General features: G+C 60.3%; 18 protein-coding genes. 9 read left to right on the top strand and 9 right to left on the bottom strand.

All coding sequences use genetic code 11. The annotated features are described in order from the left end of the window. The first annotated feature begins 104 nt into the window (after window positions 1–104). The 3 genes from ACM6I5_RS10470 to ACM6I5_RS10460 all read left to right on the top strand — a co-directional run bounded on the left by ACM6I5_RS10470 (window position 105) and on the right by ACM6I5_RS10460 (window position 2,598). The gene (locus ACM6I5_RS10470; protein WP_017338676.1) at window positions 105–287 is read left to right on the top strand and encodes a DUF6026 family protein; all 183 of its coding nucleotides are present in this window, start codon (window positions 105–107) and stop codon (window positions 285–287) included. A gap of 198 nt (window positions 288–485) precedes the next feature. Next, window positions 486–2,234: a phosphoethanolamine transferase CptA gene (locus tag ACM6I5_RS10465; RefSeq protein ID WP_414883776.1), complete on the top strand. Its 1,749-nt coding sequence runs from the start codon at window positions 486–488 to the stop codon at window positions 2,232–2,234. A gap of 163 nt (window positions 2,235–2,397) precedes the next feature. Then, window positions 2,398–2,598: a hypothetical protein gene (locus tag ACM6I5_RS10460; RefSeq protein WP_017338674.1), complete on the top strand. Its 201-nt coding sequence runs from the start codon at window positions 2,398–2,400 to the stop codon at window positions 2,596–2,598. A 107-nt stretch (window positions 2,599–2,705) separates the two neighbouring features. On the opposite strand, the gene ACM6I5_RS10455 is transcribed toward ACM6I5_RS10460, so the two are convergent. The 5 genes from ACM6I5_RS10455 to ACM6I5_RS10435 all read right to left on the bottom strand — a co-directional run bounded on the left by ACM6I5_RS10455 (window position 2,706) and on the right by ACM6I5_RS10435 (window position 6,156). Then, window positions 2,706–3,197: a GNAT family N-acetyltransferase gene (locus ACM6I5_RS10455; RefSeq protein WP_017338673.1), complete on the bottom strand. Its 492-nt coding sequence runs from the start codon at window positions 3,195–3,197 to the stop codon at window positions 2,706–2,708. Between the two features lie 93 nt (window positions 3,198–3,290). After that, on the bottom strand, window positions 3,291–3,878 hold the full coding sequence (locus tag ACM6I5_RS10450; RefSeq protein ID WP_414883775.1) for a DinB family protein: 588 nt from the start codon (window positions 3,876–3,878) through the stop codon (window positions 3,291–3,293). Window positions 3,879–3,896: 18 nt separating this feature from the next. After that, complete coding sequence (gene zapE, locus ACM6I5_RS10445) at window positions 3,897–5,015, bottom strand: cell division protein ZapE (RefSeq protein ID WP_414883774.1); 1,119 nt, start codon at window positions 5,013–5,015, stop codon at window positions 3,897–3,899. Between the two features lie 30 nt (window positions 5,016–5,045). After that, window positions 5,046–5,387: a nuclear transport factor 2 family protein gene (locus ACM6I5_RS10440; RefSeq protein ID WP_414879138.1), complete on the bottom strand. Its 342-nt coding sequence runs from the start codon at window positions 5,385–5,387 to the stop codon at window positions 5,046–5,048. 52 nt (window positions 5,388–5,439) lie between these two features. Further along, window positions 5,440–6,156 (bottom strand): helix-turn-helix transcriptional regulator, encoded by a 717-nt coding sequence (locus ACM6I5_RS10435; RefSeq protein ID WP_414883773.1) that lies wholly within the window; start codon window positions 6,154–6,156, stop codon window positions 5,440–5,442. A gap of 203 nt (window positions 6,157–6,359) precedes the next feature. Here ACM6I5_RS10435 and ACM6I5_RS10430 point away from each other — a divergent pair, with 203 nt between their 5' ends. After that, a complete protein-coding gene (locus ACM6I5_RS10430; RefSeq protein ID WP_414883772.1) occupies window positions 6,360–7,412 on the top strand; it encodes an aldo/keto reductase in 1,053 nt (350 codons plus the stop codon). Window positions 7,413–7,563: 151 nt separating this feature from the next. On the opposite strand, the gene speB is transcribed toward ACM6I5_RS10430, so the two are convergent. Both speB and ACM6I5_RS10420 read right to left on the bottom strand, forming a co-directional pair. Then, the gene (gene speB / locus ACM6I5_RS10425) at window positions 7,564–8,523 is read right to left on the bottom strand and encodes an agmatinase (RefSeq protein WP_414883771.1); all 960 of its coding nucleotides are present in this window, start codon (window positions 8,521–8,523) and stop codon (window positions 7,564–7,566) included. Between the two features lie 19 nt (window positions 8,524–8,542). After that, entirely contained in the window at window positions 8,543–9,634 is a 1,092-nt protein-coding gene (locus tag ACM6I5_RS10420) for a polyamine ABC transporter substrate-binding protein (protein ID WP_414883770.1), read from the bottom strand. Window positions 9,635–9,735: 101 nt separating this feature from the next. Here ACM6I5_RS10420 and ACM6I5_RS10415 point away from each other — a divergent pair, with 101 nt between their 5' ends. From ACM6I5_RS10415 to ACM6I5_RS10405, 3 genes are all read left to right on the top strand, one after another. Then, a complete protein-coding gene (locus ACM6I5_RS10415; RefSeq protein ID WP_414883769.1) occupies window positions 9,736–10,629 on the top strand; it encodes a LysR family transcriptional regulator in 894 nt (297 codons plus the stop codon). Between the two features lie 103 nt (window positions 10,630–10,732). Next, window positions 10,733–12,205 carry a nucleobase:cation symporter-2 family protein gene (locus tag ACM6I5_RS10410; protein ID WP_414883768.1) on the top strand — a complete coding sequence of 491 codons (1,473 nt, stop codon included), beginning with the start codon at window positions 10,733–10,735 and terminating at the stop codon, window positions 12,203–12,205. Window positions 12,206–12,261: 56 nt separating this feature from the next. Further along, entirely contained in the window at window positions 12,262–12,735 is a 474-nt protein-coding gene (locus tag ACM6I5_RS10405; RefSeq protein ID WP_414879144.1) for an LEA type 2 family protein, read from the top strand. Window positions 12,736–12,890: 155 nt separating this feature from the next. Here the strand turns inward: ACM6I5_RS10405 and ACM6I5_RS10400 are convergent, their stop codons facing one another. After that, window positions 12,891–13,814 carry a carbon-nitrogen hydrolase family protein gene (locus tag ACM6I5_RS10400; RefSeq protein ID WP_017338662.1) on the bottom strand — a complete coding sequence of 308 codons (924 nt, stop codon included), beginning with the start codon at window positions 13,812–13,814 and terminating at the stop codon, window positions 12,891–12,893. 84 nt (window positions 13,815–13,898) lie between these two features. Here ACM6I5_RS10400 and ACM6I5_RS10395 point away from each other — a divergent pair, with 84 nt between their 5' ends. Further along, entirely contained in the window at window positions 13,899–14,813 is a 915-nt protein-coding gene (locus ACM6I5_RS10395; protein ID WP_414883767.1) for a LysR substrate-binding domain-containing protein, read from the top strand. A 45-nt stretch (window positions 14,814–14,858) separates the two neighbouring features. Here ACM6I5_RS10395 and ACM6I5_RS10390 read toward each other — a convergent pair whose 3' ends face one another. Continuing rightward, window positions 14,859–15,110: a hypothetical protein gene (locus ACM6I5_RS10390; RefSeq protein WP_007937833.1), complete on the bottom strand. Its 252-nt coding sequence runs from the start codon at window positions 15,108–15,110 to the stop codon at window positions 14,859–14,861. 165 nt (window positions 15,111–15,275) lie between these two features. Here ACM6I5_RS10390 and ACM6I5_RS10385 point away from each other — a divergent pair, with 165 nt between their 5' ends. Then, window positions 15,276–15,593, top strand: a complete 318-nt coding sequence (locus ACM6I5_RS10385; protein ID WP_017338659.1) for a DUF883 family protein — start codon at window positions 15,276–15,278, stop codon at window positions 15,591–15,593. Window positions 15,594–15,668: the final 75 nt, after the last annotated feature.

The raw sequence follows: 15,668 nt of genomic DNA, 5'->3' as shown, positions 1-15,668 counted from the left end.
AAGTTCCCTTGCGGGGCAAAAGAAATCAAAATCGGTGCCGATAGTAAATAAGCACCGATGTCGGGGCGGATTTACAGTTGAGACAGCCATTTGCGAGGTGAGCAATGGGCACAGTACAAGCAGCACGGCCAGCACAAACCCTTTACGTCACGATCCGTCGCGATGAATTGCGCCAGTTGAAAGACGAGCGCGACCAACTGAAGCAGGAAGTCGAGCAATTGCGCCTGCTGACTCAAGGCATCCAGGCTCAGCCGAAGCCTGTCACGTTGCGAGCTCCCCACGCCTGACCCTCGCCTGATTCGGAAGCAGCCCTGCGCTGTTTCCGATATGTCTTTTCGATTCGCCAGCGTTCCCAGCTCACAAAACTTTCACACCCCCTTGTTGATACTCCGGCCCCAATATGGCCGCTCGGTGTCCGCGCGGCCCCCGTTCGTCGGCGACTTTTTAGTCCCGGCGGTGAAAAGTGATTCTGGCTGGAGCGCGCAATGGCTTTGTTTCAACGCAGCAGCAGTTTGTCTGCGAAAGGATTCGATTGGGCAGGGATTCTGTGGCTGTTTGTGTTCTTCTGGTATTTTTCCGGCATCACCCAGCTGCTGATCCAGTTGACGGGCACTTCCGGATTCAGCGGATTCCGCCAGGCCTTTGTGATGAGCGCCATCTGGCTGGCCCCGATGCTGATGTTTCCCCGGCAAACCCGTGTGTTGGCCGCACTGATAGGCGTGGTGCTATGGGCCTGTTCCATGGCCAGCCTGGGTTATTTCTTCATCTATCAGCAGGAATTTTCCCAGAGCGTCATCTTCATCATGTTCGAGTCGAACATCTCTGAAGCTGGCGAGTACATGACCCAGTATTTCGCCTGGTGGATGATTGTAGCGTTCCTCGCCCACACCCTTTTTGCGTATTTCCTGTGGACACGGTTGCGCCCGGTATACATGCCCCGCGGTCGCGCGGTGGTGGCGGCGACGGCCATTCTGGTGGCTGTGGTCGGCTATCCGATGATCAAACAGACCGCCCGCACCGGCAGCCTCGCCGGCGGTTTCGAAAAATTCGAAACCCGTATCGAACCGGCAGTGCCATGGCAGATGGCAGTGGCTTATCACCGTTACCTCGACACCCTCGCCGGCATGCAGGACATGCTCGCCAGTGCGAGCAAGATTCCTCCGCTGCACAACCTCAAGGATGCCACGGCCAACCAGCCGGCCACGCTGGTGCTGGTGATCGGTGAATCCACCAACCGTCAGCGCATGAGCCTCTATGGCTATCCGCGTGAAACCACGCCGGAACTGGACAAGCTCAAGGATCAGCTGGCGGTCTTCGATAACGTCATCACCCCACGCCCCTACACCATCGAGGCGCTGCAGCAGGTGCTGACCTTCGCCGACGAAGAAAACCCGGACCTGTACCTGTCCACCCCGTCATTGGTCAGCATGATGAAACAGGCCGGCTACAAAACGTTCTGGATCACCAACCAGCAGACCATGACCAAACGCAACACCATGCTCACGACCTTCTCCGAGCAGGCCGACGAGCAGGTGTACCTGAACAACAACCGTAACCAGAACGCCGCCCAGTACGACGGCGATGTGATCGAACCGTTCAACAAGGCCCTGGCTGATGCGGCGCCACGCAAGTTGATCGTCGTGCATCTGCTCGGCACCCACATGAGCTACCAGTACCGCTATCCGTCGACATTCGACAAGTTCAAGGACCGCAATGGCGTGCCCGCCGGCGTGCGTGACGATCAACTGCCGACCTACAACAGCTATGACAACGCGGTGCTGTACAACGACTTCGTGGTCTCGAGCCTGATCAAGGACTATGCCAAGTCCGATCCGAACGGTTTCCTGCTGTACCTCTCCGACCACGGTGAAGACGTTTTCGACTCGCCCGGCCACAGCACACTGGGTCGCAACGAGGCCAAGCCGACGGCGCCGATGTACACCATTCCGTTCATGGCCTGGGCTTCGCCGAAGTGGCGCGAAAGCCATGACTGGCGCTTCGCCGAAGACCTCGGGCGGCCGTACAGCAGCTCGCACCTGATCCATACCTGGGCCGATCTGGCGGGGTTGAATTTCGATGAGCTCGATCGCAGCAAGAGCCTGGTCAGCGACAGTTTCAAACCACGCCCACTGATGATCGGCAATCCCTATGAGCGCGAGCAGAAGGCATTGATCGACTTCAGCCTGATCAAACCGAAGGCGAAACCAAACCCCGCGAACGTCGTTTTGCAGTAAACCTTTCAGGGGCCGTTTCCGGCCCCTTTTTCTTGCCCGTCCCAAACCGGGACGGGGAAGCCCATGTGCAGTTAATTCCCAATTAACGAAATCGGCAGATAATGGTCGCGCGACATTGCTTCATGGAAGAAAGGCACCCGATATCCGATGTGGGAGGCGAACCATGAAACGTACACCCTTGATCGTTGCCGGCCTGATGACGTTCGTTTCGGCCAGCGCATTTGCTGAAGGCGGCGCGGAACGCATGCGCTATTACTACGAGAGCCTGCGGCTGAGCCAGCAGGAGAATCAGAGCCAGCAAACCGCTCAAGTCCGGGTTCCGGACGATCAGACGGCGCAGGTGACGGAGCATTACAAACAATGAACCGAGCGAGGCAAGACTCGGAGGCGTAGGTGCCGGCTTGCTGGCGACGGCGTTTTGAAGATCGCAACCGCCAGCAAGCCGGCTCCCGCAAAAAGCAGAGCGCGATGCTACAGAGCCTTGGTCCAGAACAGCATCCGGCCGTGCGCCGGATCGAACATGCCGGCGCTGAAGCCGAATTTGGCGTAGGACGACTGGGCCACGGCATTACCTTCCAGCACTTCCAGGGTGATTTTGCAGCAGCCACGCTGACGGGCGATTTCCTCGACCTTCTGCAGCATCTTCTGGCTCAGGCCCAATCCACGAAACGCCTTCATCACGACGACGTCGTGCACGTTGACCAACGGACGACAGGCGAACGTCGAAAAGCCTTCAAAGCAATTGACCAGCCCGGCCGGTTCTCCACCGACAAAAGCCAGCACGCTGAACGCATGGGGACGCTTGGCCAGTTCTTCCGGCAGGTGCTCCAGCACCTCGGCGGGCAATGAATGACCGCCACCCATCGGATCTTCGGCGTAATGATTCAACACAAGGCGTACAGCCTCGGCATGCACCGGGTTGGTGTAGCTGGCCTGAAGCACAAGAATTTCTGCGGATTCCATTTCCATCCTCGATCACACATAAAAAGCCCCGGCGCGCAGACCGCACCGCAAGGTCCAGCGACCCTATCGCGAGTGCTGCTCATCCTGCAATCTTTAACCGGAAGTGCCCCAGATCAGCGCTTCGGTCCAGCCCAGTTCGGCGAAGTCCGCGGCCCGAAGGCCCGACTCACCGACACAGAAAAACTCGTCCAGCTGCGGTGGTGCGATCGACGTTCCACTGAGCATCGCGTGAATCTGCCCACGGTGATGAATCTGGTGCTCGAACAGGTGCGACAGCATGCGCAGCCGACTCTCGTGTTGCGGCGTGTCCCGGGCGATGGTCACGATCTTGCCCAGGTCCGCGTCGCGCATCTGTTCGCAGTAAGCGATCAACCGACGATCCACCTGGGCCTGTTCGCGCTTGAGGTCCGCAGCGGCGGTGAACGGCTCGTCGTCAGTGAAAAACACGTAGCAATCCGGGTGCGGCGCATCCCCGCGCAACTCCCGTTCCAGCGCATCCAAATAAAACCAGTCGCAGGTCAGGATGTGATTGAGGGTCGCCCGCAGGCTGGGGAAGAAACTGACTCGCGGCGCCACCAGGTCCTGCGGACTCAACTGCCCCCAGGCCTTGGCCAGTCGATGATTGGCCCAGGCGTTCTGATAGGCCATGGTCAGCAAATGATGGGACAAGGGCTGATTCATGTTCGCGGCTCCTTGGGTTCAAGCGTCGGCGAAACGTTGCAGCTGCATTTCCTGTAAGCGGCTGAGAGTGCGACGGAACGGGAATTCCAGATAGCCTTCGGTGTAGAGCGATTCCATCGGCACCTGCGCCTCAAGGTACAGCGGCACTTTGCGGTCGTAGCATTCGTCCACCAACGCGATGAAACGCCGCACACCATCGTCGTGTACCGACAATTGCGGCAATTCGCGATCGCCCGCCACCACCCGCTCGACACCGTCTTCGGTACCACGGGCGATGCGCCCTTCGCGCTTTTGCGCGCTGAGGTTGGGCACTTCACTCAACAGAATAGCCTTGTAGGTGTCGCACAGGGCCATGAAATCCATGGCGGCAAAGGGTTGTTCGCAGAGGTCGGCGTAACGGCACCAGAGCACGGTTTCACTGGCCTGCACCACCTTCAGCGAACGGTAGCCGACCTTGACCGGCTCGACGAAAACCGACTGGCCGGCGGTCAACGCCTTGAACACATCGCCCAGCGCGCCAGACTGACCGGGCGCGGCGACCCAATAGCGTTGCAAACCTGCGCCGGGATGCAAGCGATGGTCTTCGCCGCCATCCACTGCAATCACCTGCATATGGCGCTTGATCGCCTCGATCGCCGGCACGAAGCGGTCACGGTTGAAGCCATCGGCGTACAACAGATCCGGCGGCTGATTGGAGGTGCAGACCACCACCACGCCCTGGTCGAACATCACTTGAAACAAGCGCCCGAGAATGATCGCGTCGCCGATGTCATTGACGAACAGCTCATCGAAACACAGCACGCGCACTTCTTCGCTCAATTCCCGGGCCAGCGCTTTCAGCGGGTCGGCAGTGCCGGTCAGCTGAAACGAGCGCTGATGCACCCAGCCCATGAAGTGATGAAAGTGCTGGCGTCGGGCCGGGACCTGCAAGCTTTGGTAGAACTGGTCCATCAACCAGGTCTTGCCGCGCCCGACCGGGCCCCAGAGGTAAACGCCCATCACCTGCGCGCGACCTTCATGCAGCGCTTCGTAGCATTTTTGCAACGCCCAGACAGCATGCTCCTGGGCTTCGTCCTGGACGAAGCCCTTCTGTTCGATGGCGTGTTGCCAGGCGCTTAACGGGGAGTCGACATTCATGCGCGGCAGTATGCCATCGCGGCGCGGTCTCTACAGTGAAATGTCCAGTCGAGCGATCTTGCCCTGCTCGTTCAGACGGAACATGTAGCGCAATTCCAGCGGGCTGCCGGGAAACGTGCCGGACACCCGGTTATGCACCAGTACCTTGCCCGTGCGCAGTTGCACGTCGAGCACTTCGACTTTTGGCTGATAACGCCGGGCAGTGTCCTGCATCCACTGGGCGATGGCCTGGGCGCCGATCTGATGCCGGCCTTCGTCGAACACATTGGCATCCTCAGCGAAGAAACTGGCGACCCTCGAGGTGTCGCGGGCATTGGCGGCAGCCAGGTAAGCGGCGATGGCGGGCGCCAGCGAAGAGGCGGAACTGGACATGTTTATAACTCCTTGTTGGTTGATTCTGGAGCCATGCTAAAACATGCCTGTGTCAGTTCTTGTCAGGAGTGAAACGCCCCGCCTCATCCAGTTGCATCTGCTTGCGCCAGGTGCGCAACAGGTCACCACGGCGCCCCGGATAACGCTCGCCCTGCTCGTCTGCCGCCGAAATCCGGTCGGTGCGAAACGTCCGATAGGCGCCGCGGAGTTCACACCATGCGACGATGATTCGCACTTCGTTGAGAAACCCCAGCGCCAAAGGCCAGATCAACCGCTGGCTCGGCACCTGTTGGGCGTCCGCATAGTCGATGTGCAACTTGGCCTGATTGCGGATCGCCTGGCGAAACACATTCAACGCCACGGCATTGGCTGCGAAGCCATAACCAGGCGGGCCCGGCAGTACCGTCGGGTTGCGTAAGGCGTCCAGCGCCTCGGGCGCCAGCACCGCAGCAATCTTGGCCAGCGCATCGGCTGCCGCCTTGCTCAACACCTCATCACCGCGCTGATCCACGTAGCGCAGCCCCAGCACGATGGCTTCGGTTTCGTCGGCGTTGAGCATCAAAGGCGGCAGAAACAAACCGCTGCGCAGCACGTAACCGATGCCCGCCTCGCCGTAAATCGGCGCACCCAGCGCGGTCAGTTCAGCGATATCGCGGTATAGCGTGCGCTCGGAAATCTCCAGTTCACCGGCAAGGGTCGCCGCCGTGACCGGGCGACTCTTGCCGCGCAGCACTTGCAACAGGGTCAGTAAACGCGTGGTGCGAGACACGATTGGCGAGCTCTTTCCGGAAAAGTGATCGGAGCTTAGCAGAGGGTCCTGTCAGAAAGTGGCAGTAGCGAAACGCTCGGTGGCCGGCCTTATTGCCGCGTTTGAAAAAGCTCCTTGACGAAATACATGACAGCTATCATCTTTAATACATGTCATACGACATTTATAATCAGTCACCGACTATTCCCTCCAGGAGTGATCCCATGCATTACAAAGTGTTCGGCCGAAAAACCGGCTTGCGTGTTTCGGAACTGGCGTTGGGCGCGGGTAACTTTGGTACGGGTTGGGGCCATGGCGCCGAACGCGATGAAGCCCAACGCATATTTGATGGCTACCTGGAGGCCGGCGGCAATTTCATCGACACCGCCAACGGTTATCAGGGTGGCCAGTCGGAAGCCATGCTCAGCGAGTTCATCGCCCCGGAGCGTGATCGCCTGGTCATCGCCACCAAATACACCTTGGGAACTACGCCGGCCGCGGGCATTTCCCACACCGGCAACAACCGCAAGAACATGGTTCGCGCCGTGGAAGAAAGCCTGGCACGGCTCAAGACCGACCACATCGACCTCTTCTGGGCGCACATGAGTGACGGTGTCACACCCATGGAAGAGATCCTGCGGGGTTTCGATGATCTGGTGCGCGCCGGCAAGATTCACTACGCCGGCCTGTCGAACTTCCCGGCGTGGCGCATCGCCCGGGCCGACCTGCTGGCCGAAGTCCGCGGTTTTGCGCCGATTGCCGCCATTCAGGTCGAGTACAGCCTCGCCGAACGCACGGCCGAACGCGAACAACTGCCGATGGCCGAAGCGTTGGGGCTGGCCGCGACCTTATGGTCGCCCTTGGGTGGCGGGTTCCTGACTGGCAAATACCGTTCCAGCGACGAGAACAACCGCGCCGCTAAACTGGGCATGCTGGTGCACGCCGAGAAAAGCGCCCGCGAAACCGCCCTGCTCGACACCTTGCTCGCCGTCGCGGCAGAACTGTGCGCCAGCCCGACGCACGTAGCCATTGCCTGGCTGCGGGAAAAAGCCAAGCGCTCGACGACCGCGCTGATTCCGATTCTGGGTTCGCGTACGCGTGAGCAGCTGGATGCGACGTTGGGCGCGTTGAATGTGCAGGTGAGCGCGGAACAGTTGGCGCGGCTGGATGGGGTCAGCGCCGTGGCGATGGGTGTGCCACATGAGTCCATTGCCGGTTCTGTTGCACGGTTTGGCGGGAGTGAAACCCTGGATCCGCCGATAATTCCGGTCGCCTGACACCCACCAGATTGCAGGAAAGAACCTCCGTGGCGAGGGAGCTTGCTCCCGCTCGGCTGCGAAGCAGTCGCAAGGCTTTGGGGCCGCTTCGCGACCCAGCGGGAGCAAGCTCCCTCGCCACGGAGGTTTGCTCCCGCATTTTGATCACGGACTATCGATCCACCTTATGTTTAGCCGCATACAAACACAGCATCTCCATCGCCAACGTCGCCGCCGCCAGTGAGGTAATGTCCGCACTGTCGTAGGCCGGCGCCACCTCTACCACATCCATTCCCACCAGATTGATCCCGCGCAACCCGCCGAGGATTTCCAGCGCCTGCACCGTGCTCAAACCGCCGCACACCGGCGTTCCGGTGCCGGGGGCGAAGGCGGGGTCGAGGCAATCGATGTCGAATGTCAGGTACACCGGGTTGCCGCCGACCCGTGCCCGAATGGCTTCGGCAATCGCCTCGACTCCACGGCGATGCACTTGCCGCGCATCCAGTACCTGGAAGCCCTGATGATCGTCATTGGTGGTGCGCAAGCCGATCTGTACCGAGCGCGACGGGTCCACCAAACCTTCCTTGGCCGCATGCCAGAACATCGTGCCGTGATCGACGCGCTTGCCCTCTTCGTCCGGCCAGGTGTCGCTGTGCGCGTCAAAATGGATCAGCGAAAGCGCCCCATGTTTACGGGCGTGGGCCTTGAGCAGCGGGTAACTGATGAAGTGATCGCCGCCGAAGGTCAGCATCGCGCAACCGGCATTCAGAATGCGTTCGGCGTGGGCTTCAATGCTTTCCGGTACCGAATGAGGCGAGCCGTAATCGAAGTCGCAATCACCGTAGTCGATCACGGCGAGGTGATCGAACGGATCGAACGCCCACGGCCAGTGGCGTTCCCAGGCAATCCCGGTGGATGCAGCGCGAATGCCACGGGGTCCGAAACGCGCACCGGGACGGTTGCTGGTGGCGGTATCGAACGGCACGCCGCTGACGGCAACGTCAACACCGCGCAAGTCACGGCTGTAGCGACGACGCATGAAACTGGTGATGCCGGCGTAGGTACTTTCGGCGGCAGTCCCGTAAAGGCTGTCGCGGGTCATGGCCTGATCGTTTTGCACTGGGACGTCCATCGGTTTCTCCTTGTTTTAGTTATTGGCGGCTACGGAAAGTGGTCCACAAACGGGTGCGCTGACGCATGTCCTTGAGGCTCATGCTGCGGTCGGCGTACAGCCGTTCGCGCACATCGGCGAGCGGGTAAATGTCCGGATCGGTGCGCACCGCTTCATCCACCAGCGGCGTGGCGGCCTGGTTGGCCGTGGCGAAGAACAGCGTGTTGGTCAGCGCCGCGACGGACTCGGGGCGCAACATGAACTCGATGAAGGCACGGGCAGCTTCGGGGTGCGGTGCATCCTTGGGAATCGCCAGGTTGTCCTGCCAGACCAGCGTGCCCTCCCTGGGAATCCGGTACGCCACTTCGTAGGGCTTGCCGGCTTTGCGCGCCTGATCGGCAGCCATGCTGGCGTCACCGTTGTAGGTCAACGCCAGACAAACGCTGCCATTGGCCAGATCGCTGATCTGCCGCCCGGTGGCGACGTACAGCACATTCGGCTGAAGCTGATGCAACAAGGCCTCGGCCGCTGACAGATCAGACTTGTCGGTGCTGTAGGGATCTTTACCCAGATAGTGCAGCGCCAGGCCGATCACCTCTTGTGGCGAATCGAGAATGGCAATGCCACAGTCTTTCAACAGGCTGGCGTATTCGGGTTTGAACAACAGATCGAGGCTGTTGAGCGGCACATTAGGCAAACGCTTTTTCACCGCTTCGACATTCATCCCAAGCCCCAAAGTGCCCCAGGTATAGGGCACGCCGTAGCGGTTGCCGGGATCGACCGCGGCGAGTTTTTCCAGCAAGTCCGGATCGAGATTGGCGTAGCCCTTGAGGCCTTCGTGGGGAATCGCCTTCAACGCGCCGGCCGCCAACCCGCGCGCCAGCACGCTGGACGACGGCACCACCACGTCATAACCACTGCCGCCGGTGAGCAGCTTGGTTTCCAGCACTTCCGAGGAGTCGAAGGTGTCGTAGCGCACATGAATGCCGGTTTCCTGCTCGAAGCGCTGCAGGGTGTCCGGCGCGACGTAATCGGCCCAGCTGTAGAGATTGACGACGTTTTCCTCGGCCTGAGCCGAAACCGCCATGGAAAGGAACAGTGCGGGTAAACACAGCTTGAATGAAGGACCCATGACGAACACCTGACCAGAGGAAGTGGCTGCAGCATGCGTCGTCGGATACATTGAAAAAATACCAAGTCAATTATCCTGACTTTATTGCGGAGTAATGTTTGATGCTCGGCCAGCTTCACGATGTGGATCTGCAATTGCTGCGTCTGTTTGTCAGCGTGGTGGAATGTGGCGGTTTCAGTGCGGCCCAGGGAGAACTGGGCCTGAGTCAATCGAGCATCAGCCAGCAAATGGCCAGGCTCGAAACCCGGCTCGGTTATCGGCTGTGCAGTCGCGGCAAGGGCGGATTCAGGATCACACCTAAAGGCGAACAACTGCTGATCGCGACGCGGGGGCTGTTCGAGTCGATCGAAACGTTCCGTCATCAATCCAATGGCGTGGCCGGCCGGCTGATCGGCGAGGTGCGTCTGGGGCTGTCCGAAGCCGTGGATCAATCGGTGCTGCAGCGGGTGGCCGAGGCGATCCGCCGCTTTCGCGAGCGCGATGAGTCGGTGCGCATCGAGTTGATCAGCGCCATGCCCGGCGAGATGGAGCGCTTGCTGCTGCAACAACGGCTGGACCTGGCGATCGGTTATTTCTCACAGGTGCAGAGTGCGTTTGACTACCGCGAACTGTTCAGCGAAACCCAGCATTTGTATTGCGCCCCCGGCCATCCGCTGTTCACTGACGATGCGCCAGACGATCAGGCGTTGCAGGCCTGCGACCGGGTGGATCACCCTTACCGCTTTCTACGCAGCGATGAGCCCTTCCAGGGCAAGCGGTGCTCGGCGCGCTCGGAACAGGTCGAGGGCACCCTCGCTTTCATTCTGTCCGGTAAGCATGTCGGCTATCTGCCCAGTCATTTCGCCCGCAGCTGGGAAGACAAAGGGTTGCTCAAGGCCGTGCGCCAAAGCGATATGAGTTTCGACGTGGCCTTCCATCTTGCCCGCCATCGGGCGCAGGTGCCGGGGGATGCACAGAAAGCGTTTGAAGAGGATCTACTGGCAGCGTTTGCCTGAATCCCCCGGTGTAAACCCGAGTTAATGTTTCGACATACCTGTCTTTCTGGCATCCTGCGCCTCCATTTTCTGCCCCGGCCCGCCTTTCGGCACGCAAACCACCATGACCGCCTCTGAAAAAGCCCCTGCCCCGCGCCACAGCGACCTGATCTACGGCCTCGACGACCGCCCGCATTTGACCGCCACGGTCTTCGCCGCCCTGCAACACGTACTCGCCAGTTTCGTCGGCATCATTACCCCGACCCTGATCATGGGCAGCGCCCTCGGCCTGCAAAGCGAAATTCCCTATCTGATCAGCATGGCGCTGTTTGTCTCAGGCCTGGGCACCTTTGTCCAGGCACGCCGATTCGGCCCGATCGGTTCCGGTTTGCTGTGCCTGCAAGGCACCAGTTTTTCGTTCATCAGCGTGATCCTCAGCGCCGGTTTCATGGTCAAGGCGCGCGGCGGCGGCACCGATGAAATTCTTTCGACGATCTTTGGCGTGTGTTTTTTCGCCGCGTTCATTGAGGTGGTGTTGAGCCAGTTCATCGGCAAACTGCGGATGCTGATCACGCCGGTAGTGACCGGGACGATCATCACGCTGATGGGCCTGTCGCTGATCAAAGTCGCCATGACCGACATCGCCGGCGGCTTCGGCGCGACCGACCTCGGTGCCGCCAGCCATCTGGGGTTGGCAGCGCTGGTGCTCGGCACCATCGTGGTGTTGAACCGGGTGGATGTGCCGTTCCTGCGTCTCGGGGCGATCGTGATCGGCCTGACCTTCGGTTATGTCGTCGCCTGGCTCATGGGCCACATGGATTTCAGCAGCATGCCCGACGTGCCGCTGATGAGCGTGCCGGTGCCGTTCAAGTATGGGTTCAACTTCGACTGGGTGGCGTTCGTGCCGGTGGCGGTGATTTTCCTGGTGTCGCCGCTGGAGGCCGCCGGCGATCTCACCGCCAACTCGATGATTTCCCGGCAGCCGGTCAAAGGCCCGATCTACCTCCGCCGGATCAAGTCCGGCCTGCTCGCCGACGGTCTCAACTCGGCCATGGCAGCCGTGTTCAACAGCATGCCGATGGTGACCTTCGCGCAGAACAACGGCGTGATTCAACTGACCGGCGTGGCCAGCCGTTACGTGGCTTTTTTCATTGCCGGTCTGCTGGTGGTGCTGGGGTTGTTCCCGATGATCGGCGCCGTGCTGCAACTGATGCCCAAACCGGTACTCGGTGGCGCTGAACTGGTGATGTTCGGCACCGTGGCGGTGGCCGGCATCAAGATCCTCGCCGAAGCCGGCCTGCACCGGCGCAACATGCTGATCGTGGCGATTTCCCTCGGCATGGGTCTTGGTGTGGCGGCTGTGCCGGAGGTGCTGCGCGAGTTGCCGAAAGCGCTGCACAACATCTTTGAATCGCCGATCACCGTCGGCGCGTTGTGCGCTATCGTGCTGAATATCTTCCTGCCCGAAGAATTCATCGAGCTGGAAGAAGACGATTTCGATCCGGAAGCCTCGATACTCCAGGTCATGGAAAACCCGGATGTGCCGGCCAAAGGTGAACCCGCCTCGCCTGCGGTTGTCGCACAGTTGAACCGCTAGGCACGCTCAAGGCCGAGCCAAGGGCGGTTCGGCCTTTTCTTCAAGAGAGCATGTCCATGCGCAGTGTCCACGCCGTTGTCCTTTGCCTCCTTTTATTGTCCCTGAGCGCCTGCGCCCTGTTTCCCAATCGCGACCCGCTGAACATCAATGTGGTCGGTTTCGAGCCGTTGCAAAGCCAGGACATGGAAGTGCGTTTCGCAGTGAAAATCCGCGTACAGAATCCCAATGAAACCGCGATCGACTACAACGGCGTGGCGCTGGACCTGTCAGTCAACGGCCAGCCCCTCGCCTCCGGCGTCAGTGATCAGTCGGGCTCGATCGGGCGCTTTTCCGAGACAGTGCTGAGCGTGCCGGTGAGCGTTTCGGCGTTCTCGGTGCTGCGCCAGACTTTGGGCCTGAGCCAGACCCAAACGTTGAACAACCTGCCTTATGTCTTGCGCGGCAAACTGGCGGGCGGTTTGTTCGGCACGATGCGATTTACAGACAGCGGCAAGCTCAGTTTGCCGGGATCGACAGTCGGCACCTGGTAAATGCACCAACGCTGATAATCCAATGTGAGAGCGAGCTTTTGTGGCGAGGGCGCTTGCTCCCGCTGGGGCGCGAAGCGGCCCCAAAAGCTTTACGACTGCTTCGCAGCCGAGCGGGAGCAAGCTCCCTCGCCACAAAAACTCACACACAGTTTTGCTTATGTGTTGAACCGCACGCCCGGTTTGGCGCGTTCATCCACGCTCAACTCGAACACATCCGGGCGCGCATAGTGGCCGACGACATCGTAGTCGTAACGCGCGCGGATCAGGTCGTCAGTGTCGATTTCAGCGCTGAGCAAACCGCGCCCTCCCCGCAGCGGCCCCGCCAGTACGTCGCCCATCGGCCCTACGATCACACTGCCCCCCGCAATCAACGGCCGGTCCGCCGGCCAGTTGGCGATTTCCACGCCCAAGGCTTGCGGCGAATCCTGAACCTGACAGGCACTGACCACAAAGCAGCGGCCTTCATGGGCGATATGGCGCATGCTGACCTGCCACATCTCCCGTTCATCCACCGTTGGCGCGCACCACACCTCCACGCCTTTGGCGTACATCGCGGTGCGCAGCAGCGGCATCATGTTTTCCCAGCACACCACCGCGCCGATCCGCCCGACCTGGCTGTCGATCACCGGCAGCGTCGAGCCATCGCCCTTGCCCCAGATCAGCCGTTCAGTACCGGTCGGCATCAGCTTGCGGTGCTTCGCCACCAGCCCGGCCTGCGGATCGAAATACAGCGCGGTGCAATACAACGTGCTGCCAGCGCGCTCAATCACACCGATCACCAGGTTCGCCCCCGTACGCGCCGACAGCCCAGCCAGCGCTTCGGTTTCCGCCCCAGGCACATCGATGGCATTGGCGAAATAACGGGCAAAGGCTTCACGACCTTCCGGCAGCCGATAACCCAGTTGGGTGCCAAAACCTTCACCTTTGGGGTATCCGCCCAGCAGCGCTTCGGGCATGACCACCAGCGCCGCGCGGGCTTCAAGGATGGCGCTTTCGAACGAGAGAATCTGTTCCAGGGTCTCGGCCTTGCCGCCGGGCAAGGCGCCGATTTGCAGTGCAGCTACGATTGACTTGGGCATCGCGGTCACTCCGTTCACATCAGGTGTTGCTCATTCTCAGGCGTCACGGGATCATCAATAAAGCCCCATCCACTGCTGAATGATATGAACCAAATGAATATCGCCACCGTCGATCTCAACCTGCTCAAAGTGTTCGAAGCCTTGCATGAAGAGTCCAGCGCCAGCCGTGCGGCGTTGCGCCTGGGCGTCACGCAGTCGGCGGTCAGCGCGGCATTGCGCCGGCTGCGCGAGGTCTACGGCGATCAATTGTTCGTACGCACGGGACGAGGCCTCGCACCCACGCTCAAGGCCAATCAGTTGAAACCGGTGGTCAGCGACGCATTGAACAAATGCCGCCAAAGCCTGGCGATGGTCGATCCGACCGCCAATCACTACGATGGCCGCTCGGTCACGGTCGGTTTGTCAGATGATTTCGAAATCGCCTACGGCCGTCGCTTGATCGAGGAAATCGCCCGCTGCGCGCCGAAGCTGCGGCTGATCTTCCGCCAGACTCACAGTCAGATCGTCGCGCAGGCGTTGATGGAGCGCAGCATCGATCTGGCGATCACGGCCGGCGGGTTCGCCGAGCGATTGCTGAGTCGTCAGGTGCTGGGCGAAGGTGATTATTTGTGTCTGGTAGACCCGATCAGCCTGGTCGCGGGACAGCAGGCCATCGACCTTGAGGAATTCGTCACCCGTGAACATATTCTGGTGTCATCGGGTGGCTTTATCGGGATCACCGACGAAGGATTGGCCGCGTTGGGCCTGAGCCGGCGAGTATGCGCTTCGACCACACATTTCGCGGCGCTACCGCATTTGCTCAAGGGCAGTCAGGCGGTGGCGACCATTCCGGCGCATGCCGCTCGAAGCCTTGCAGCGCTCACCGGGCTGGCGCTACTGCCCTGCCCTTTGGCGTTGCCGCGTTACCCGATCGAACTGGGCTGGCGCACCAGCACTCAGCTCGATCCGGTGGTGTTGAAAGTGCGTGAGGCAATTGTCGCGATTTTTGCAAGCCCGTAGGAGCTGCCGCAGGCAGCGCCTACTCGGGTAGTGTCAGGCAGGGGTTTACTTGGCCGCCATCAAGCGATTGACTTCACTGCGCACCATGTTCGCGAACTCCGGAGGCGACATGCCGTCGAGTTCGGAACGGACCCATTCGGCCCATTTGCCTTTGCGCTTGGCACGCTCGCCGAACAACCGTGCGGCTTCGCCCTTGGCTTTGCCCAGGTTGTTTTGCCAGAGTTCGAACAGACGGGATTTCTCGTCTTCAAGCGCCGCGCGCTCGGCAAGGGGTTTGTCGGCCAGATTGAAGCTCATGGGGAGTTACCTGCTGCGTAAATAGGCGACATCTTACACTGTAGGAAGAAATGTCCTGCGCTGGATTTTTCTACAGGATGACGGTGCCGCGCAAAATCACTGCAACTTTTTCCGTCGTGGCAGACTCCATTGTTCACTGCCTATTCACTTGCAAGGAGTACCTCAATGGCCCGGAAAACTGCCGCACAAGTCGCTGAAGACCAAATCAAGGACCAGGCTTTCAGCGATCTACAGGCGCTGATCGAAGAGTCGGAAAAACTGCTGAAAAGCAGCGCGTCGCTGGTCGGTGAAGAAGCAGACACGCTTCGCGGACAGATCGCCCAGAAACTCCAGCAGGCACGGGACTCGGTCACCAGCGTTCGCGACCGCACCCTCCCGGCGGTCGAAGCCACTGAAACCTACATTGGCGGGCATCCATGGCAAACCGTGGCCATTTCCGCCGGTTTTGGTTTGGTTGTCGGGTTGTTGCTGGGCCGCCGTTAAGCCCGCCTATCAATAATTCATTAGTGAAATGAAATCCCTGTGGGGCGAGCTTGCTCGCTCCCACAGGTCTGCGTT

The organism is Pseudomonas sp. IT-P171 (assembly GCF_949767765.1).
Classification (GTDB): domain Bacteria; phylum Pseudomonadota; class Gammaproteobacteria; order Pseudomonadales; family Pseudomonadaceae; genus Aquipseudomonas; species Aquipseudomonas fluorescens_B.
This window is presented reverse-complemented; position numbering and strand designations above follow the sequence as displayed.

Bases quoted from the DNA above. Each gene is read 5' to 3' on its own strand.
- ACM6I5_RS10470 (WP_017338676.1), top strand. From the start codon at position 105: ATGGGCACAGTACAAGCAGCACGGCCAGCACAAACCCTTTACGTCACG.
- ACM6I5_RS10465 (WP_414883776.1), top strand. From the start codon at position 486: ATGGCTTTGTTTCAACGCAGCAGCAGTTTGTCTGCGAAAGGATTCGAT.
- ACM6I5_RS10460 (WP_017338674.1), top strand. From the start codon at position 2,398: ATGAAACGTACACCCTTGATCGTTGCCGGCCTGATGACGTTCGTTTCG.
- ACM6I5_RS10455 (WP_017338673.1), bottom strand. From the start codon at position 3,197: ATGGAATCCGCAGAAATTCTTGTGCTTCAGGCCAGCTACACCAACCCG.
- ACM6I5_RS10450 (WP_414883775.1), bottom strand. From the start codon at position 3,878: ATGAATCAGCCCTTGTCCCATCATTTGCTGACCATGGCCTATCAGAAC.
- zapE (WP_414883774.1), bottom strand. From the start codon at position 5,015: ATGAATGTCGACTCCCCGTTAAGCGCCTGGCAACACGCCATCGAACAG.
- ACM6I5_RS10440 (WP_414879138.1), bottom strand. From the start codon at position 5,387: ATGTCCAGTTCCGCCTCTTCGCTGGCGCCCGCCATCGCCGCTTACCTG.
- ACM6I5_RS10430 (WP_414883772.1), top strand. From the start codon at position 6,360: ATGCATTACAAAGTGTTCGGCCGAAAAACCGGCTTGCGTGTTTCGGAA.
- speB (WP_414883771.1), bottom strand. From the start codon at position 8,523: ATGGACGTCCCAGTGCAAAACGATCAGGCCATGACCCGCGACAGCCTT.
- ACM6I5_RS10420 (WP_414883770.1), bottom strand. From the start codon at position 9,634: ATGGGTCCTTCATTCAAGCTGTGTTTACCCGCACTGTTCCTTTCCATG.
- ACM6I5_RS10415 (WP_414883769.1), top strand. From the start codon at position 9,736: ATGCTCGGCCAGCTTCACGATGTGGATCTGCAATTGCTGCGTCTGTTT.
- ACM6I5_RS10410 (WP_414883768.1), top strand. From the start codon at position 10,733: ATGACCGCCTCTGAAAAAGCCCCTGCCCCGCGCCACAGCGACCTGATC.
- ACM6I5_RS10405 (WP_414879144.1), top strand. From the start codon at position 12,262: ATGCGCAGTGTCCACGCCGTTGTCCTTTGCCTCCTTTTATTGTCCCTG.
- ACM6I5_RS10400 (WP_017338662.1), bottom strand. From the start codon at position 13,814: ATGCCCAAGTCAATCGTAGCTGCACTGCAAATCGGCGCCTTGCCCGGC.
- ACM6I5_RS10395 (WP_414883767.1), top strand. From the start codon at position 13,899: ATGAACCAAATGAATATCGCCACCGTCGATCTCAACCTGCTCAAAGTG.
- ACM6I5_RS10390 (WP_007937833.1), bottom strand. From the start codon at position 15,110: ATGAGCTTCAATCTGGCCGACAAACCCCTTGCCGAGCGCGCGGCGCTT.
- ACM6I5_RS10385 (WP_017338659.1), top strand. From the start codon at position 15,276: ATGGCCCGGAAAACTGCCGCACAAGTCGCTGAAGACCAAATCAAGGAC.